The organism is Pseudarthrobacter sp. MOO14 (assembly GCF_058267675.1).
Genome location: NZ_CM177849.1, coordinates 1,824,707 through 1,839,046, shown reverse-complemented (window position 1 = coordinate 1,839,046; position 14,340 = coordinate 1,824,707). Strand labels below are relative to the sequence as shown.

The following is a 14,340-nucleotide window of genomic DNA, read 5'->3' as shown; positions in this document are numbered from 1 at the left end:
CGTTCCGGGCCGGCCGCACAGGCGGCCGGCCCGGAACACGGGCCAATCAGTTCAGGTCGAAGCGGTCCAGCTCCATGACCTTCGCCCAGGCGGCAACGAAATCATTGACGAACTTCTCCCCGGCGTCCTCGCTCGCATAAACCTCGGCCAGGGCGCGCAATTGCGAGTTGGAACCGAAAACCAGGTCCACCGCGGTGGCGGTCCATTTCAGCTCACCGGTTGCGGCATCCGTGATCTCGTAGGCATTTTCCTCCGATTCAGAGGCCTTCCACTTGGTGCCGGGCGAGAGCAGGTTGACGAAGAAGTCATTGGTGAGAACCTGAGGCCTGTCGGTCAGCACGCCGTGGCTGGAGCCGCCCACGTTGGTCCCCAAGGCACGCATGCCGCCCACCAGGACCGTCATCTCCGGCGCGGAGAGGTCCAGCATGTACGCCTTGTCCAGCAGGAGCGTCTCCGGCTGGAGCTTGACGCCGGCACGCAGGTAGTTGCGGAAGCCGTCTGCCCTGGGCTGCAGGTATTGGAAGGATTCGACGTCGGTTTGCTCCTGGGCGGCGTCGGTGCGGCCGGGCCGGAACGGCACCGTGACGGGGAACCCGGCGTCGGCGGCTGCTTTTTCCACGGCGGCGGCCCCGCCGAGGACGATCAGGTCGGCGAGCGATACCTTCTTGCCGCCGGTTTGTGCCGCGTTGAACTCCTCCTGGACGCGCTCCAGCACGGGCAGGACGGTGGCCAGCTGCTCCGGCGCGCCGGCTTCCCAACTGCGCTGCGGTTCCAGCCTGATGCGGGCGCCGTTGGCGCCGCCGCGCTTATCGGTCTTCCGGAACGTCGCGGCTGAGGACCATGCCGTCCCGGCCAGCTGCGGAATGGTCAGGCCTGAATCCAGGAGCTTGGCCTTGAGCTGGGCGATGTCCTGTTCGGTGACCAGTTCATGGTCGACGGCGGGAACAGGATCCTGCCACAGCTGCGCCTCTGGAACCCACGGCCCGAGCATGTGCGGACCCACCGGTCCCATGTCGCGGTGCAGCAGCTTGTACCAGGCCTTGGCGAACGCCAGGGCGAACTCGTCCGGGTTCGCCAGGAAGCGCCGGCCGATCTGCTCGTAGGCGGGGTCGAAACGAAGCGACAGGTCCGTGGTGAGCATGGTGGGGCGGTGCTTCTTGTGCGGATCGTGGGCATCCGGGATGATCTCCGGCGCGTCCTTGGCAACCCACTGGTGGGCGCCGCCCGGGCTCTTGACCAGCTCCCACTCGTATTCGAACAGGATCTCGAGGAAGCGGTTGCTCCACTGCGTGGGCTGGTCCGTCCAGGTGACCTCCAGTCCTGAGGTGATGGTGTCGCCACCCTTGCCGCTGCCGTAGGTGCTGAGCCAGCCCAGGCCCTGTGACTCCAGGTCGGCGGCTTCCGGCTCGGGGCCCACATGGGCGTCGGCGGGACCGGCGCCGTGCGTCTTTCCGAACGTGTGGCCCCCGGCGATCAGCGCGAACGTCTCCTCATCGTTCATCGCCATCCGCTTGAATGTTTCGCGGATGAACGCTGCGGCGGCCACGGGGTCCGGGTTGCCCCTGGGACCTTCGGGGTTGACGTAGATCAATCCCATCTCGGTGGAGCCCACGTCCTCGGCCATCGTCGCGTCACCGGTGTACCGCTCATCGCCCAGCCAGGCGTCCTCGGGCCCCCAGAAGATCTGCTCGGGTTCCCACACGTCCTCCCGGCCGAAGGCGAAGCCGAACGTCGTGAAACCCATGGACTCGAGGGCAACGTTCCCTGCCAGAACCAGCAGGTCCGCCCAGGACACCTTCTGGCCGTACTTCTGCTTGACCGGCCACAGCAACCGCCGGGCCTTGTCCAGGTTGGCGTTGTCCGGCCAGCTGTTCAGCGGCGCGAACCGCTGGCCGCCGTCGCCTGCTCCGCCGCGGCCGTCGTGGACGCGGTAGGTGCCGGCGGCGTGCCAGCTCATCCGGATCATCAGGCCGCCGTAATGGCCGAAGTCCGCCGGCCACCAATCCTGGGAGGTGGTCAGGACCTCCGTGATGTCCCGCTTGAGGGCCTCGACGTCGAGCTTCTCGAATTCCTTGCGGTAGCTGAACGATGGTCCCAGGGGGTTGCTGGACTGCCCGTGGGCGTGGAGGACGGAAAGGTCCAGCTGGTTGGGCCACCAGTCCTGGTTGGTCCGCGGCCGGGTTCCCTTGGGCTGGGGTGTATCGATTGCCGGGTTTTCACTCTCGCTGCCCTGGGCTGTGGCGCTTCCATGGGCCACCGGGCACCCGTCCCCGGCGTTCTGCTTCGGGCTTTGCGCGCTTTCGGGAGCGGGTACCGGGGGATGGTCTGGGCGTTCGGTCATGTGCTTCTTCCTTCCGTTGGGCCGAGGCCGCGGTTGGACTCGGGCAGCCGGTGCAACCCTCCCATTGGAACATAGAGGCACGGGGGGAGGCCCCCAATTTGATGGCCCATGGCCCCGTCCCGGAGTATCCGTAACAGTTGGTCAACCGGCGTAAGCCCGCATTTCGGAGCCGTTGGTCCGTCCTGCGTGGCCGGCTGGCGAGTGCGCTCCACCGGCTTGCGTGGGCGATCGAGCCTGACACGACGGGCACCTTCCAAGCCCTGCACCTCTGCCTGGCCCGGGGACTCGGACAACCCGGCCCTGGCGCCGGTCATCGCGCTCGCCGAACGGGTCTGGCCCGATGCGCCTGGAACGGCTGCCGGCTAGGGACGGAATATCTGTCGGAGGCTGCGGCTTGTCGCAAGAGGGCCGTCGTCGGCACAAGCACGCCGGCCCAACCTCCGGGCGCGATGCAGCGCGCGGGCCTTCCGCCACAGCGGAAGGCCGCGTCGGCGCGCGGAGACTCCCGGCACCTAGAGAAGGAGCACCATGACCATCGGATCAGGAACAACGGCAGGCAACGGACGGACCGCCCTGGTGGTGGGTGCCACCGGCATCGCAGGGTCCGCCCTGGTGGACACCTTGGTGGGCGAAGGCTGGGCAGTCCTTGCCTTGTCCCGCAGGCCCGGAGCCGAGCGCCCCGGCGTCCGGTGGCTCTCCGCAGACTTGACCTCGGCTTCGTCGCTGGCCGCTGTGCTTGGTCCGGAGAATCCTTCCCACGTCTACTTCACCGCGTGGTCGCGGCGGGCCACCGAGGAAGAGAACATCGCCGTCAACGCAGGCATGGTGCGTGACCTCCTCGCCGCCCTCCGGGGAAAGGACGTGGCCCACGTCGCCCTGATGACCGGGCTCAAGCACTACCTTGGACCGTTCGAGGCGTACGCCGCAGGGGAAATGCCGGACACGCCCTTCCACGAGGAGGAACCGCGCCTTCCGGTCCGGAACTTCTACTACGCCCAGGAGGATGAGCTCTGGGCGGCAGCGGCCCGGCAGGGATTCACCTGGTCCGTGCACCGCGCGCATACGGTGATCGGGCACGCGGTGGGCAACGCCATGAACATGGGCCTCACCCTGGCGGCGCAGGCCACCCTGTGCCGGGACAGCGGGGAGCCGTTCGTCTTCCCGGGCTCCGAGACGCAGTGGAACGGCCTGACCGACATGACGGACGCAGGGCTGCTTGCCGAGCACATGCTGTGGGCTTCCACCACTGCGGCGGCGGCCAACGAGGCCTTCAACATCGTGAACGGCGATGTGTTCCGCTGGCGCTGGATGTGGCCGAAACTCGCCGCCTACTTCGGCGTGGAGTGGGAGGGCTACCAGGTTGCGCCCCGACCCCTCGAGCAGTCCATGGCGGGGCGGGAGGACCAATGGCGGAAAATTGCCGCTGACCACAACCTCAGCGAACCGGAACTGGACCGGGTGGCGTCCTGGTGGCACACGGACGGCGACCTGGGGCGCGGCATCGAAGTGGTCACGGACATGGGCAAGAGCAGGGACGCCGGCTTCACGGGATACCGTCGGACGCTGGACTCCTTCACAGCACTGTTTGACCGTTACCGCGCCGACAATCTGATTCCCTGAGGGGGACGAAAGGGCTCACAAAACGGCCTGCCGTACGCCGTCAGTGAACCCTGAAACTTCCTCCAGCAACGCCCGGTCAAGTCCCAGTTTCCGGACGTACACTGACTGTCGCACCACGTTTGTGGACACACCGTCAGGTTGGAGCCGCCCATGCTCTGGAAGCTACTTGTTGAATACCTCCGGCCGCACCGGCCGCTGCTGGCCGCCGTCGTGGTTTTCCAGCTGGCGCAGTCCATCGCGTCCCTGTACCTGCCCACGCTGAACGCGGACATCATTGATCAGGGCGTGGCCCGGGGCGATACCGGCTACATCCTGTCCACCGGCAGCTTCATGCTGCTGATCACGCTGGCGCAGATCGTGTGTGCCGTTATCGCCGTGTACTTTGGCGCCAAGGCGGCGATGGGCCTGGGCCGGGACCTGCGCGGCGCCATCTTCGAACGGGTGGGTGAGTTCTCCGAGCAGGAAGTCACCAAGTTCGGGGCTCCCAGCCTTATCACCCGCTCCACCAACGACGTCCAGCAGGTCCAGCAGCTGGTGCTGATGTCCGCCACGCTGATGGTTGCCGCGCCCATGCTCAGCATCGGCGGGGTGATCATGGCCATCCGGCAGGACGCCCAACTGTCGTGGCTCATTGCGGTGTGCGTCCCGGTGCTGCTGATCGCCGTCGGGCTTATTGTCACCCGGATGGTGCCGCTGTTCCGCAAGATGCAGGCCCGGATCGACACCGTGAACCGGGTGCTGCGCGAGCAGCTCACCGGTATCCGGGTGGTGCGGGCGTTCGTGCGCGAGGACATGGAGACGGAACGGTTTGCCGGTGCCAACAGGGACGTCACGGAGGTCGCGTTGCGTGCCGGCCGGCTGATGGCGCTCATGTTCCCCGTGGTGATGCTGGTCCTGAATATTTCCAGCGTGGCGGTGATCTGGTTCGGTTCGTTCCGGATCGAGGACGGGTCCATGCAGGTGGGCACCCTGATTGCGTTCCTGAGCTACCTGATGCAGATCCTGATGTCCGTCATGATGGCCACTTTTATGGCCGTGATGATCCCGCGTGCGTCGGTGTCAGCGGACCGGATTGGCGAGGTGCTGGGCACCAGTTCCAGCGTCCTGCCGCCGGAGAACCCGGTCACCAGCGCGGCATTCGCCGGCAAGCCGCGGCGCGGCGAGCTGGAAATGCGCGACGTCGGGTTCGCTTACCCGGGTGCCGACCAGCCCGTCCTGTCCGGGATCAGCTTCACCGCCCGCGCGGGGGAGACCACGGCAATTATTGGCAGCACGGGCTCGGGCAAGACCACCCTGGTGAATCTGATGCCGCGGCTGTTCGACGTTACTTCCGGGGCGGTCCTGATGGACGGCGTCAACGTCAGGGACCTGGATCCGGACCTGCTCTGGGGGCATATCGGCCTGGTGCCGCAGCGGCCGTATCTGTTCTCCGGGACTGTGCGCAGCAACCTGCTGTACGGCAACCCGGACGCCACCGAGGACGAGCTCTGGACCGCGCTGGAGATCGCCCAGGCGCGCGACTTTGTGGAGCAGATGGAGGAGGGCCTGGACGCGCCCATCTCGCAGGGCGGCACCAACGTCTCCGGCGGGCAGCGGCAGCGGCTGGCCATCGCCCGGGCCCTGGTCAAACGGCCCGAGCTTTACATCTTTGACGATTCGTTCTCGTCCCTGGACACCGGCACGGACGCCCGGCTGCGCCAGGCGCTCAAGCGCAGCACCGCCGGTGCCACCATGGTGATCATCGCCCAGCGCGTGTCCAGCATCGTGGAGGCGGACCAGATCCTGGTGCTCGACGACGGCAGGATCGTTGCGCACGGCACCCACCACGAGTTGCTGGAGACGTCGGAGACGTACCGCGAGATTGTCTCGTCCCAGCTGGCAGCGGAGGAGACAGTATGAGCACGCACCGTGCAGGAACCCGCCCCGCCGGAGCCGGCCCGGGCGGAGGTACGCCCGCTGGAACCGCAGGTGGCGGCAAAGGCGGCCAGGACGCCGTCGTACGCATCCCGCGCCCGGCCGGCGGACCCGGACGTGGCGGACCGTTCGCCGGGATGAACGTGCCGGCGGAGAAGGCGATGAACTTCAGCGCCTCGGCCAAGCGGCTGCTGGCCACCCTCCGGCCGGAACGGCTGTGGCTGATGCTGGTGCTGGTCATGGCCGTGGCGGGCGTGGTGCTGCAGGTGATTGGTCCGCGGCTGCTGGGTGAGGGCACCAACCTGATCTTTTCCGGCGTGGTGTCCAAGCAGCTGCCGCCGGGCGTGACGCAGGCGCAGCTGATTGCGCAACTGAGGGCGGCGGGGGAGAACCAGAAGGCGGACATGCTCAGCGCCATGACGCTGACGCCGGGTGCCGGGATCGATTTCGCGGCGCTGGGCAGCGTGCTGACCTGGGCGCTGGTGCTGTATGTGCTGGCGTCGGCGTTCATGTGGGGGCAGGCGTATGTGCTCAACGGCGTGGTGCAGCGGACGGTGTTCGGGCTGCGCGAGAAGATCGAGGCGAAGATCAACCGGCTGCCGCTGCGTTATTTCGACTCGATCCAGCGCGGTGAGCTGCTGAGCCGGGTCACCAACGATGTGGACAACATCTCGCAGAGCCTGCAGCAGTCCATCAGCCAGGCGGTGACCTCCGTGCTGTCCGTGGTGGGCGTACTGGTGATGATGTTCATCCTCTCGCCCACGCTGGCACTGATCGCCCTGGTGACCATTCCTTTGACGTTGGGGATCACAGCGCTGATTGCCAAGCGCTCCCAGAAGCTGTTCGTACAGCAGTGGAAGAACACGGGCGAGCTGAACGGCCAGATCGAGGAGACCTACACCGGGCATGCACTGGTCAAGGTGTTCGGCCGGCAGCGTGAGGTGGGGGAGCGGTTCCGGCAGAAGAACGCGGAGCTGTATGAGGCGAGCTTCGGTGCTCAGTTCATTTCCGGGCTGATCATGCCAGCCATGACGTTCATCGGGAACCTGGTTTACGTGGGGATCGCGGTGGTGGGCGGCCTGCAGGTGGCGTCCGGTGCCATGCAGCTGGGCGACGTGCAGGCGTTCATCCAGTACTCGCGGCAGTTTACGCAGCCGCTGGCGCAGCTGGGGTCCATGGCCAACCTGCTGCAGTCCGGTGTGGCCTCTGCCGAGCGGGTGTTCGAGCTGCTGGATACGGACGAGCAGTCTGCTGATCCTTCTGGTTCTTCTTTGCAGAGTCCGGATGGTGCCGGGCGCGGGCGGCTGGTGTTCGAAGATGTGTCCTTCTCCTACTCGCCGGACAAGCCACTGATTTCCGGGTTGTCCTTGGTGGCGGAGCCAGGGCAGACGGTGGCGATTGTGGGGCCGACCGGGGCGGGCAAGACCACGCTGGTGAACCTGATGATGCGCTTCTACGAGCTGGACGCCGGCCGGATCACGCTGGACGGCGTGGACATCACCACCATGACCCGGGACGATCTGCGCTCGCGGATGGGAATGGTTTTGCAGGACACGTGGCTGTTCGGCGGGACCATCCGGGACAACATCGCGTACGGCCGGCCCACCGCTTCCTCGGACGAGATCCTGGAGGCGGCGCGGGCAACGTACGTGGACCGGTTCGTGAGGTCGCTGCCCGAGGGGTACGACACCGTGCTGGACGACGAGGGCGCGAACGTGTCCGCGGGCGAGAAGCAGCTGTTGACCATTGCCCGGGCGTTCCTGGCCCGGCCGTCGGTGCTGATCCTGGACGAGGCGACCTCCTCGGTGGACACCCGCACCGAGGTGCTGGTGCAGAAGGCGATGAGTGCTTTGCGGTCCGACCGTACGTCCTTCGTGATCGCGCACCGCCTGTCCACCATCCGCGACGCCGACCTCATCTTGGTGATGGAGGCCGGGCAGATCGTGGAGCAGGGGAACCACGCGTCACTGCTGGCCGCCGGCGGGGCTTACGCGCGGCTGTACGAGGCCCAGTTCGCGGCGCCCGTGGCGGAGGTCTAAGGCTCAGCATCGCTAGCGCGCATCGCCCCGCCGGGTAGGTTTAAAGTGACTGGCGGCCCACGGCGTCTGGGTGGACCTCGAAACCAAAAATTGTCCCCGTTTCGCCAAGAACGTGGTTACGTCCGCAAACTGCAATCGCCTTCCAGAGGCGTTCAACAGTGTCGGCAATGCGATGGTTGATCGACGTTTGCAGATAGTCCCATAAGGCGCTGTTTGTGGGATCCTCTGTCGCAGCTCTGTAGGCTGCGCCCACATGCAGATCCCGGAGAACGGCGTCCTCTATCCGCTGCCAGTGGGCGCTGGGACTTTCCCACGGTTGAGGCGTGTCTCCAAGTCGGTCCAGATGGTAAAAGCGCCCGGACTGACCATATCTGCTGAGGGTGGCGATTAGCGGGCTGACAACGGCATCAGCCTCAACCTCTGCTAACAGTCCGCGCACGTAATCTGTGCTGGCGGCCGTCCGTTGCGACAGCTCTGTCATGACAGATGTGTGCATGTCGGTAAGGTTATGACCAAATTCCTTCATCTGAGCTTTAGTCGGCCAGGATTGCGCTGCGTCCAGAGATGCAATGCCAAGCGTGAGCTTGTATAGCTTTTCGATCCCAATTGAAAGCATGGTCAAGACTGGATCCCGCGTTGTGTCCAGGAGCGCTGCCGTGCGAACCGCACGCGTTCCATATGCCAGCAAATTTCTTGCAGAAGTCATTTCTTCTATGAGCGCGAAGGACTTTTCGCCTTCTAAGTGGGGAATCGTCAAGTTTCCGCCTTTACGGAGTATTCGAGATCCGTTCCCCTCAATTTTCTGACCAGCTAGCGGACAAATTTGTCGAGGCGTCGGCGTTGCTCTAATGTCGCTGGGCAGTCGTCGAGCCGTCCAGATCGGAGACGGTTTCGGTCAAAGGTAGCTCTTCACCGTGGCCCGAAGAGCTTCAGTGTGTTCGTAAATCTCCTCGAGCGAGTTGATGGGCACACGAGTCTCTTCTTTGCTTTCGTCAAAGATGCCGATGTACTTCTGGGTTCGGTTGAAGTGCAGCCGTGCAATGGGTTTGCGGTTGTTGTCGTCGAGTAGCACAGCAAAGTAGGACTTGGCATCACGCTGCGCCACGCGAACTGGCTTTACTTCGCTGCAAACGATGGCGCGCACAATTTGGTAGCCCTCAATTTCTTCAAGCGTCGTCTCCAAACCGTCAGCTTCGGCGAGGTCCGCTTCTGCGACTGGAGCACTGGTCACGGCGGTAGCTACCGCGGCGTCCTCGGTTTGCGGGAAACCAGGGTTGCCGAGCGCCTTCTTCAGCCGTTCGTTCACCTGGTCATTGAGGAATTGCTTGGTGGCTTTCCCAACCAGCGTGGTGAACTGCTCCCGCACCTTCTGCGTGTACGGCCCGGAATAGACCCTGGCTGTAAGGAACTTGACCCATTCATCTTCTGGTTCCTTGAACTGCGCAGCCAAGGTGCGCTTCAGTTCACCGATGTATTTCAGTTCGCCCGCGGCGCTAATGATCGAGTCGAGATCGAAAACATCCTTGGACAGCTTCTGCAGTTCCGGGATCAAAGACTGGTCGATGTCGTTCAGATCCAGCACAAGGAAGGGCTTGGCGTCCATGCGGTTCGGCGCGTCGAGGTCCGTGAAGAACTGGTAGACCTCGCCATTGGTAAGGATGGCAATCCGAGCATTGGTGACCGCAAAGTAGCGGAAGAGCTGTGATGCGTGCTCGATCTTCACCGGCTCAGTGGACTTCTTGCATTCGATCAGAATCTGGACTTCGCCGTCCTTCACGATGGCGTAGTCGATCTTCTCGCCCTTCTTGAGGCCCACATCGGCAATGAACTCGGGAACGACCTCCAACGGATTGAAGACGTCATAGCCAAGAATCGTCGAGATGAACGGCATCACGAATGCATTCTTGGTTGCCTCTTCTGTTTGAATCACGCCCCGCTGCTGACGCACCTTTGCCGCCAGAGCTGAGAGTTTTTCCGCGAATTCCATGTCTTACCCCCAATAAGTCCCCTGTAGCTGGACACCACTGCGTGCCCAACAGCAGTTCAAAGCTGCTGCAGCAAAACTTACATCCGAGGAGCGACATTTACACGCAACCGACTAATAGCCGCCGTCATGTTGCACGGAGTCCCCATCGAGTACCAGACCGGGGGATTTGCACCCCCGGTCTGCAAAACAAAAGCGGACGACGGCGGGCTCCCACCCGCCGTCGTCCGCTCTGCGTAGCCGCCCAGCCAGGGCGGCCCATGAAACTACCTCAGTGCCACAACCCCAGCGCGAACTCTGCGATCACCGTGGACAGCAGGAACGACGCCGTGATGGCCACCAGTCCCACCGGAATGATCTTCCAGCCGATGTTCTTCAGCAGCGGGATGTCCTTGCCGAGGGACAGGCCGGCCAGGGTCAGCATCACGGTGGCGATGGAGAGGAAGTCCACGGTCTTGACCGCCGCGTTCAGCGCCTCGGCCCCGAAGAACCACGGGCTGGAGATGTACGCGCCGATGGTCGTGATGAACACGATCGCCGAGATCTTACGGGTGACCTTGGCCAGCCCAATGCTCACCAGGACCAGCGCCAGCAGGATCACGTACCCCAGCACGATCGAGAGCGACAACCCCTTCGCCGCAACGGAAGCAGTTCCAACACCCAGCACCGTCAGCACGGACAGGGAGAGCCACAGCGGCAGCTTCATCTCGGCCGAGGACTCCGCCACCCGCTCACGGAACAGCCGGTTCTCCTCAGCCTGGGCGGCCTCGCGCTCGGCGTCGGCAGCAGATACAGCGGGAGCACCAGCACCGGCAGCAACCACCTCACGGCTCGCCTGCTTCCGCGTCAGCACCCGGTAGAACTTGTCCGCCAGCGGCAGTGCAATGTAGATGCCCACATACACACCCAGCACCGTGGTGATCAGGTTGGACACGGCGGCCATGCCAAGGACAGCGTCCTGGTCGCCCGGGTACGCCGCGGTGATGCTCGCAACGGACGCAGCCATCATGGAACCGGACCCCACGCCGGCACCCATGGCCAGCGCCAGCGGATCGAAGATCTTCCAGTTGGCCACCAGCGAAGTCAGCAGCGTGATGAAAACGGCACCGAACAGCGTCCCGAACACATACATGGCCAGCACGCCGCGGTACTGGTCAGAGTCCGGCCCGTACTTCTCGGACACCATGGCGAAGGACGGCTCACGGTCCAGCGAGAACGTGGCACCCACCGTCGCCTTGCCCATCCGCAGCAGCACAGCCAGCGGCAGCGCCAGCACGATGGTGCCCAGCAGGTGGCCCACCTCCTGCAGCAGCAGCGCCGGGCCCGCCTTCAACAGGGTGGGCAGGCTGGGGCCAATGTTGAACGCCAGCCGCGCCACCAGCAGCAGCACGGCCACGCCCACCAGCGCCGCCGCCACCCGCTGCAGGTCGATGCCCAGCGGCTTGAACTTCTGGATGGACACGAGCAGGCCCAGGATCAGGCCCCACACCATGGGGAAAATGATGATGGCGCCGATGCCCAGGTCGATCTTCGCCTGCCCGATGAACTGGACGGCGAGGGCAATCACGAACGCCAAAGCGGCAATGGGGATGGTCAGCCTGGTGCCGGCTTTATCGGTCCGGGCTGTAGTGACAGTGCTCATGATGCGCCTTCCTGGGTGAAAGTACGACGGCGGTACGCCGCTTGGGTGAAGCGTTGACGTTGGGCGGGGGTTGAGGCAGCCGCGGCAACGGTCCAGGCCAGCGCGGTGCCGGCCTCGAACATCACCCCGTACGCCTGGGGAGTGTCCGCCAGGGCGGCGAACGCGTGCGAATGGATGGGAACGTCCGCACCGGGAATGCTCAGCCACGGGTGCAGGGACGGGATGACCTGGGAGATGTTGCCCATGTCCGTGGAACCGCCGCTCAGGCCTGCCGCAGGGGAGGTGTCCTTGCCGAACGCGTCCATCGCCGCCGTCCAGTGCGCGGCGAGGTCGTCATCCTGGATCAGCGGCTCGTACAGCGGTTCGGTGTCCTCGAACACCAGCGTGGTGCCGGTGGCCAGCGCCGCCCCTTCGAAGCAGCGCCGCACCCGCACCAGCAGCGCCTCGAACTCGGGCAGGGTGAAGGCCCGGCACTCGAATTCCACCACGGCTTTCTCCGGAATGATGTTGGTGACGTGGCCGGCCTCCGCCACAAAGCAGGCGATCCGGTGGTCGGACGGGATCTGTTGGCGCAGCAGCCCGATCGCCACCTGGCTCAGCACCGCCGCATCGGCGGCGTTGACTCCCAGGTGCGGGGCCGCAGCCGCGTGAGCGGCCTTGCCGGTGAACGTCGCCTTGTAGCGGCCCACGGCCTGGGCGCTGGTCCCGGCTGGGTTGTAGGTGACCCCGTCCTGGACCGGGTGGACCATCAATGCCAGCCCCACGCCGTCGAACGCTCCCTGCTCCAGCATCAGCGCCTTGCCGCCGCCGTGCTCCTCCGCGGGGGTGCCGATGGCCTTGAGCGTGATGCCCAGCTCGTCCACGTACGGCTGCAGCGCAAGGGCCGCGGCCACCGACGCGCCGGCGATCAGGTTGTGCCCGCAGGCGTGCCCGATTCCCGGCAGCGCGTCGTATTCCACGCAGAGCGCCACGGTCAGGTCGCCGCTGCCGGCGGTCGCCGTGAAGGCGGTGGGCAGCCCGGCGCTGCCGTGCTCCACCTCGAAGCCGCCCTCAGCCAGCAGCGCGGTGATGGCCTCGGCAGACTTCACTTCCTCGAAGGAGAGTTCCTTGAAGCCGTGGATGTCCTTGGCAAGCGCCTCCACGCGGGGTTTCCAGCGTTCGACGCCGTCCGCCAGGGCAGTGCGCAACGCACCTGCGGCGGGGGTTGTGTCAGTCGTGTGCATGGGTCTCCTAGTAGGACAGTGACGGGAAGGGGGATCCGGCGGCGCGCGTTGGCACCCACACGGCCTTGGTCTGGGTGTACTCGTCCAGCACGCCCGGGCCGGAAGAACGGCCGTGGCCGGAATCCCCGAACCCGCCGAACGGCACCGCCACGTGGATGGTCTTGTAGGAGTTGATCCAGAACGTGCCGGCCTTGACCTCGCGGGCCACGTGGTGGGCGCGGGACACATCCGAGGTCCACACCGCCCCGGCCAGGCCAAAGCTGGTGTTGTTGGCGCGGGCGATTGCCTCGGCCTCGGTATCGAACGCGTCCGCCCCCACCACGGGGCCGAACACCTCGGTGGTTTCCAGCCGGTTCGCCGGGGTGACGCCGTCCAGCAGCGTGGGCATCACCCAGTGGCCGCCTTTCAGCGCGGAGCCGCTCAACGCCTCCGGCAACGCTGACTCGGTGAGGCGACGGCCGCCGTCGTCCATTCCCGCCTCGATCAGGCCGGTGACGGTGGCAAACTGCTGCGCGGTGATGATGGGGCCCACCTCGGTGTCTGCGCTGAGCGGATCACCCACCCGCAGCAGGGCGGCCTTGGCGGCGACCATCTCCACGAACTGGGCGTGCACTCTGCGCTCCACCAGGAGCCGGGACCCAGCCACGCAGGACTGGCCCGCACCCGAGAAGATGGCGGAGATGGCGCCGTCCGCGGCTCGGTCCAGGTCGGCGTCGGCGAAGACGATATTGGCGCTCTTGCCGCCGAGCTCCAGCAGGGCCGGGATACCCGCCTGGGCTGCGGCCACGGCGACACGGCGCCCGGTGGGGACCGAACCGATGAAGCTGACTTTGCCCACCCGCGGGTCGGTGGTGAGTGCCGCGCCCACGGTCTGGCCCAGGCCCGCGGCGACGTTGAAGACGCCCGCCGGCAGGCCCGCTTCATGGGCGATCTGGGCCAGCCGGACCGACGACGCCGGGGTGAATTCGCTGGGCTTGATGATCACCGCGTTGCCAGCGGCCAGTGGGGCGGCAGAGTTCCAGCCGGCGGTGAACAGCGGTGCGTTCCAGGGCGTGATGGCGACGACGACGCCCCACGGCACGCGCTCGGTGTACGTGTGCCAGTTGCCCGGAACGGGGATGGTCTGCCCGGTGAGCTTGTCCGCCCACCCGGCGTAGTACCCGAACATTTCGGCCACCTTGGCCGCCTCTGCCCGGGCGTCCCGGATGGGCTTGCCGGTGGTGGCGGACTCGAGGATGGCCAGTTCCTCGGCGTGCTGCTCCACGGCGCGGCTGACGTTCCGGAGGATGGCGGCCCGCTCGAAACCGTTCAGCGCGCCCCAAATCCGGGCGCCCGCCGTCGAACTTTCCAGGATGGCGTTGGCACCCTCGGCGCCGGGGTCCGCGTAGCTGGCGAACGGCTCGCCAGTGGCCGCTGCGGTGAGCGTGATGCTGTCTCCGCTTCCGGCGGCGACGCGGCCGTCAACGAAAGCGCCGAGGCCCGCCGGGAAGGCGGCGTCCAGGACCGACTTGGCGGTGGCCTTGGAAGAGGAGGTGGGTGCTGTGGTGATACTCAAGTTCTTGTTTCCTTCGGGGGAC

9 protein-coding genes are annotated in these 14,340 nt (G+C 65.7%); 3 read left to right on the top strand and 6 right to left on the bottom strand.

Features of this window, described 5'->3' with window-relative positions:
* Nucleotides 1–46 precede the first annotated feature (46 nt).
* Complete coding sequence (katG, locus tag AC4EEV_RS08700) at nt 47–2,341, bottom strand: catalase/peroxidase HPI (protein WP_491330674.1); 2,295 nt, start codon at nt 2,339–2,341, stop codon at nt 47–49.
* A gap of 528 nt (nt 2,342–2,869) precedes the next feature.
* Between katG and AC4EEV_RS08695 the strand changes: the two genes are divergently transcribed.
* The 3 genes from AC4EEV_RS08695 (at nt 2,870) to AC4EEV_RS08685 (ending at nt 7,914) form a co-directional block, all read left to right on the top strand.
* Entirely contained in the window at nt 2,870–3,961 is a 1,092-nt protein-coding gene (locus AC4EEV_RS08695; protein ID WP_491330673.1) for an SDR family oxidoreductase, read from the top strand.
* Between the two features lie 150 nt (nt 3,962–4,111).
* Nucleotides 4,112–5,860, top strand: a complete 1,749-nt coding sequence (locus tag AC4EEV_RS08690) for an ABC transporter ATP-binding protein (RefSeq protein ID WP_491330672.1) — start codon at nt 4,112–4,114, stop codon at nt 5,858–5,860.
* Nucleotides 5,857–7,914: an ABC transporter ATP-binding protein gene (locus AC4EEV_RS08685; protein ID WP_491330671.1), complete on the top strand. Its 2,058-nt coding sequence runs from the start codon at nt 5,857–5,859 to the stop codon at nt 7,912–7,914. The genes AC4EEV_RS08690 and AC4EEV_RS08685 overlap by 4 nt, the downstream gene beginning before the upstream one ends.
* A gap of 40 nt (nt 7,915–7,954) precedes the next feature.
* On the opposite strand, the gene AC4EEV_RS08680 is transcribed toward AC4EEV_RS08685, so the two are convergent.
* The 5 genes from AC4EEV_RS08680 to AC4EEV_RS08660 all read right to left on the bottom strand — a co-directional run bounded on the left by AC4EEV_RS08680 (nt 7,955) and on the right by AC4EEV_RS08660 (nt 14,318).
* Complete coding sequence (locus tag AC4EEV_RS08680) at nt 7,955–8,671, bottom strand: hypothetical protein (protein ID WP_491330670.1); 717 nt, start codon at nt 8,669–8,671, stop codon at nt 7,955–7,957.
* 138 nt (nt 8,672–8,809) lie between these two features.
* Nucleotides 8,810–9,901, bottom strand: coding sequence for a type I restriction endonuclease (locus AC4EEV_RS08675; protein WP_285319710.1), 1,092 nt, complete (start codon nt 9,899–9,901; stop codon nt 8,810–8,812).
* A 268-nt stretch (nt 9,902–10,169) separates the two neighbouring features.
* Nucleotides 10,170–11,540, bottom strand: coding sequence for a DUF3100 domain-containing protein (locus tag AC4EEV_RS08670; protein WP_109045663.1), 1,371 nt, complete (start codon nt 11,538–11,540; stop codon nt 10,170–10,172).
* A complete protein-coding gene (locus tag AC4EEV_RS08665) occupies nt 11,537–12,763 on the bottom strand; it encodes an amidohydrolase (protein WP_491330669.1) in 1,227 nt (408 codons plus the stop codon). Before AC4EEV_RS08665 ends, AC4EEV_RS08670 begins: the two co-directional genes overlap by 4 nt.
* 7 nt (nt 12,764–12,770) lie before the next feature.
* Nucleotides 12,771–14,318 (bottom strand): aldehyde dehydrogenase family protein, encoded by a 1,548-nt coding sequence (locus AC4EEV_RS08660; protein WP_491330668.1) that lies wholly within the window; start codon nt 14,316–14,318, stop codon nt 12,771–12,773.
* Nucleotides 14,319–14,340: the final 22 nt, after the last annotated feature.

Coding starts and splice junctions, on each gene's coding strand:
- katG (WP_491330674.1), bottom strand. CDS start 2,341: ATGACCGAACGCCCAGACCATCCCCCGGTACCCGCTCCCGAAAGCGCG.
- AC4EEV_RS08690 (WP_491330672.1), top strand. CDS start 4,112: ATGCTCTGGAAGCTACTTGTTGAATACCTCCGGCCGCACCGGCCGCTG.
- AC4EEV_RS08670 (WP_109045663.1), bottom strand. CDS start 11,540: ATGAGCACTGTCACTACAGCCCGGACCGATAAAGCCGGCACCAGGCTG.
- AC4EEV_RS08675 (WP_285319710.1), bottom strand. CDS start 9,901: ATGGAATTCGCGGAAAAACTCTCAGCTCTGGCGGCAAAGGTGCGTCAG.
- AC4EEV_RS08695 (WP_491330673.1), top strand. CDS start 2,870: ATGACCATCGGATCAGGAACAACGGCAGGCAACGGACGGACCGCCCTG.
- AC4EEV_RS08665 (WP_491330669.1), bottom strand. CDS start 12,763: ATGCACACGACTGACACAACCCCCGCCGCAGGTGCGTTGCGCACTGCC.
- AC4EEV_RS08685 (WP_491330671.1), top strand. CDS start 5,857: ATGAGCACGCACCGTGCAGGAACCCGCCCCGCCGGAGCCGGCCCGGGC.